Here is a 3,211-nt window from a genome sequence, read left to right as displayed (position 1 = left end):
GGGTTTTCCCGCATATCCAGCCCAAACTGGCAATGACTATGCACGTGGCGTGACCGAGTAGTAGCTACGAGCGTTAATAGAATTAAATTTGATGTCCTGGATGTACCTTAATGGCAAAGCTTGAAATACTGACCCCGGCAGAACAAATTATTTTTAATGCCCCGCCAAATTTTTCACCGGATGAACAAAATAACTATTATTGTTTACCACCAGAATTAGCAATCTGGCTGAAAAGCGTGGATAGCATCACCAATAAAGTGGGATTTATTTTATTGTTTGGGTATTGCCTGGCAGGAGCGCGATTCTACCAGCCAAAACAGTTTTATGAAACTGATCTCAAGGTGATATGCCACCAATACGGCTTTGACAGCAATGAGGTGCAACTAACAAAATATAATCAGCGGACGTTTAATTACCACAAACAGATAATTCGGAAATATCTAGCGATAAAACCCTTTGATGAAGAGGCAAAAACATTGTTTAGGGAGAGCATCCATGATCGCGTTGCCCGTCGTTATCCACCAAAACAGATTTTACAGGATGTATTCGATCTTCTGAAAGCCAGGCGTATTGAGATCCCTCGCTATAATAGATTTGCCCTGAGCATCACAGAGATAATCAGTGATTATGATAAACATCTGGTTCATTTGATTGAGGATCAATTATCCGATGGTCACAAAATCAGTTTGGATGCTCTTCTAAAAATAGATGATACTGATTCTTCTACCATTGCCAGACTTAAAACCATCAGTCACTCAAGAAAACCAAAGGAAATTAAGAAAAGTATCGAGGATTTTCAACTAATCCAAAGTACTTATACTAGTATTAGTCCCTTGCTTGATGGACTAAATCTACACAATGACACAGTCAAGCATTATGCAACCTGGGTTCGCAAGGCCAGTCTGTTTCAGATTAATCAGCTACAGCGTGATAAACGCTATCTCCATATTATTTGTTTTCTGGTTCATCAATATCATTTAAGACAGGATATTTTTGCAGATATTTTACTGAACTGTGTGAAGGCAACAGAAAACGCCGCTACAAAAAATGAAAAGGAACAGATCTTTAAACAGAAAGAGAGCCAAAAGGAAACCCTGCAATTATTATCAGATGCAAGAATATCCTATAAGGCTCAACTGAAAAAAATTGAAATGCTGGCAACCTCGCCTGTATTAAGTGATTCGGAGAAAGTTCAACAAATCAGGCTATTCCTTGAGGACTATCACCAACACCAGGAAATCTATCCACCGGAACCAAAGCTGGATGAATGTACAAAACAGGCACTCGATGAGATGAACGCACAAAACTATTACCAGATCCTGGAAGATTTATCCCTTAAATTACAGAACAGGGTGGCTGATATTTTGCGCAATATTGCATTTGATATCCCTGAAAATCAGGATATTCCTGCCATTTTGGTAGCCATCAAACACTATCAGACTAAAACAGGTAATGTGGGGAAAGAGGCGCCAGTCAGCTTTTTATATGAAAAGGAGCAGGCGGCACTCTATTCCAGTGAAGGTAAATTTAAGGTATCCCTTTATAAGGTTCTGCTGTATTTTTACACGGCCGATGCTTTAAAAGCGGGTGTTATCAGTTTGAAACCCGCCTATCGCTACCTGTCACTGGAAAATTATTTACACCCAAAAGAACATTGGCAGGCTAACAAAAACCGGCTACTGGAAGAAGCAGGACTAATCGATTTTGCTGACATTGATCAATTAATGGCAATCCTTCAAAAAAAGCTTCATGCGGCATATCATAAAACCAATCGCCGTATCAAGGCAGACAAAAATCCGCACATCAAATTTGATTCAAAAGGACGAATGGTGCTGGCAACACCTAAAGTCGAAAAGATAAATACGCAATCTGTATCTTCTCTATTTGCTGATCAGAAATACACCTCGATCTTAAAAATATTGAGTGATATTCAGCGGTTAACTGGTTACCTTGATTGCTTTCGCCATCACAGCGTTAAAGACAAAAAGATCTTGCCCAAAACATCCATATTTTATGCAGCAATTTTAGGGATGGGATGCAATATTGGCATCAGCAAGATGGCCAATGTCTCCAAAGGGATCACAGAAGATGCCTTGGAAAATTTTGTAAACTGGCACATGAGTCTTGATAATATAAATGCCGCCAATCAATGCATTCTTGACTTGCTTGGCAAGCTATCATTAGCCAGCATTTATCAAAAAAATCCTGGTGAATTACATACATCGAGCGATGGGCGAAAAGTCAGCGTTGTGGTTGAGTCATTGAACGCCAATAAATCATTCAAATACTTTGGAAGCGGCTCAGGAGCTTCACTTTACAGTTTTATTGATGAGCTGAATCGCTTGTTTTATACGACGTCCATCAGTAGCTCTGAGCGGGAAGCCGCCTATGTCGCCGATGGGTTATTACATAATCTTTCGATTAAGAGCACAATCCATTCCACTGATACACACGGTTATTCTGAAGCCATTTTTGGGATATTGAACATGCTGGGGATTTATTTTGCACCCAGAATCAAAGGGCTAAAGAAAGCCACCCTATACAGTTTTAACTCTAGAGGCACCTATGAAACCAGAGGATATAAAATACTCCCGCATCGCTATATTGATACTGATTTAATTAAAACACATTGGGATGATATTTTGCGTTTGATAGTTACGATTAAATTTAAAGCCACAACAGCATCACAACTGTTCAAGCGTCTCAGTTCATATTCTAAACAACATCCATTGTACTGCGCCATCAAGGAATTTGGACGGATTATTAAAAGCCTGTTTATTCTTCGATACATTGATGATGTGGAATTACGACAGGCTATTGAAAAACAGTTAAATCGTATTGAACTATCGAATAAATTCTCAAAAGCCATTCTGTTTGGTAACAACCAGGAAATTCAATACAGCAGCAAGGAGGAACAAGAAATGGTTGTTGGTTGCCAGCGCTTAATCCAGAATGCAATTGTATTATGGAATGAGCTATATCTTTCGCAAAAATTAGCCTTGTTAGAAGATGAAGAAAGCAGGAAGGCAGTATTAACTATTATTCGCAATGGGTCGACTTTAATCTGGCATTACGTCAATTTGCATGGGGAATATGACTTTACTCAGGATATTGAAGAACAGGATATGTTGTTCGATATGGATAAAATATTAGCACTTAAAGTCGCTTAACTATCTCATTGCCAGTTTGGGCTGGATATGCGGTAAAACCC

At 39.1% G+C, this 3,211-nt stretch carries 1 protein-coding gene; it reads left to right on the top strand.

Translation table 11 applies throughout. The features are described from left to right. Positions 1 to 110: 110 nt before the first annotated feature. Entirely contained in the window at positions 111 to 3,170 is a 3,060-nt protein-coding gene (locus tag B1207_RS15825; RefSeq protein ID WP_112220850.1) for a Tn3 family transposase, read from the top strand. Positions 3,171 to 3,211: the final 41 nt, after the last annotated feature.

Source organism: Legionella quinlivanii (assembly GCF_003265995.1).
Classification (GTDB): Bacteria; Pseudomonadota; Gammaproteobacteria; order Legionellales; family Legionellaceae; genus Legionella_C; species Legionella_C quinlivanii_A.
Note: the sequence above shows the minus strand (reverse complement) of the source record. Positions and strands in the feature narration are given on the sequence as shown.

Bases quoted from the DNA above. Each gene is read 5' to 3' on its own strand.
- B1207_RS15825 (WP_112220850.1), top strand. From the start codon at position 111: ATGGCAAAGCTTGAAATACTGACCCCGGCAGAACAAATTATTTTTAAT.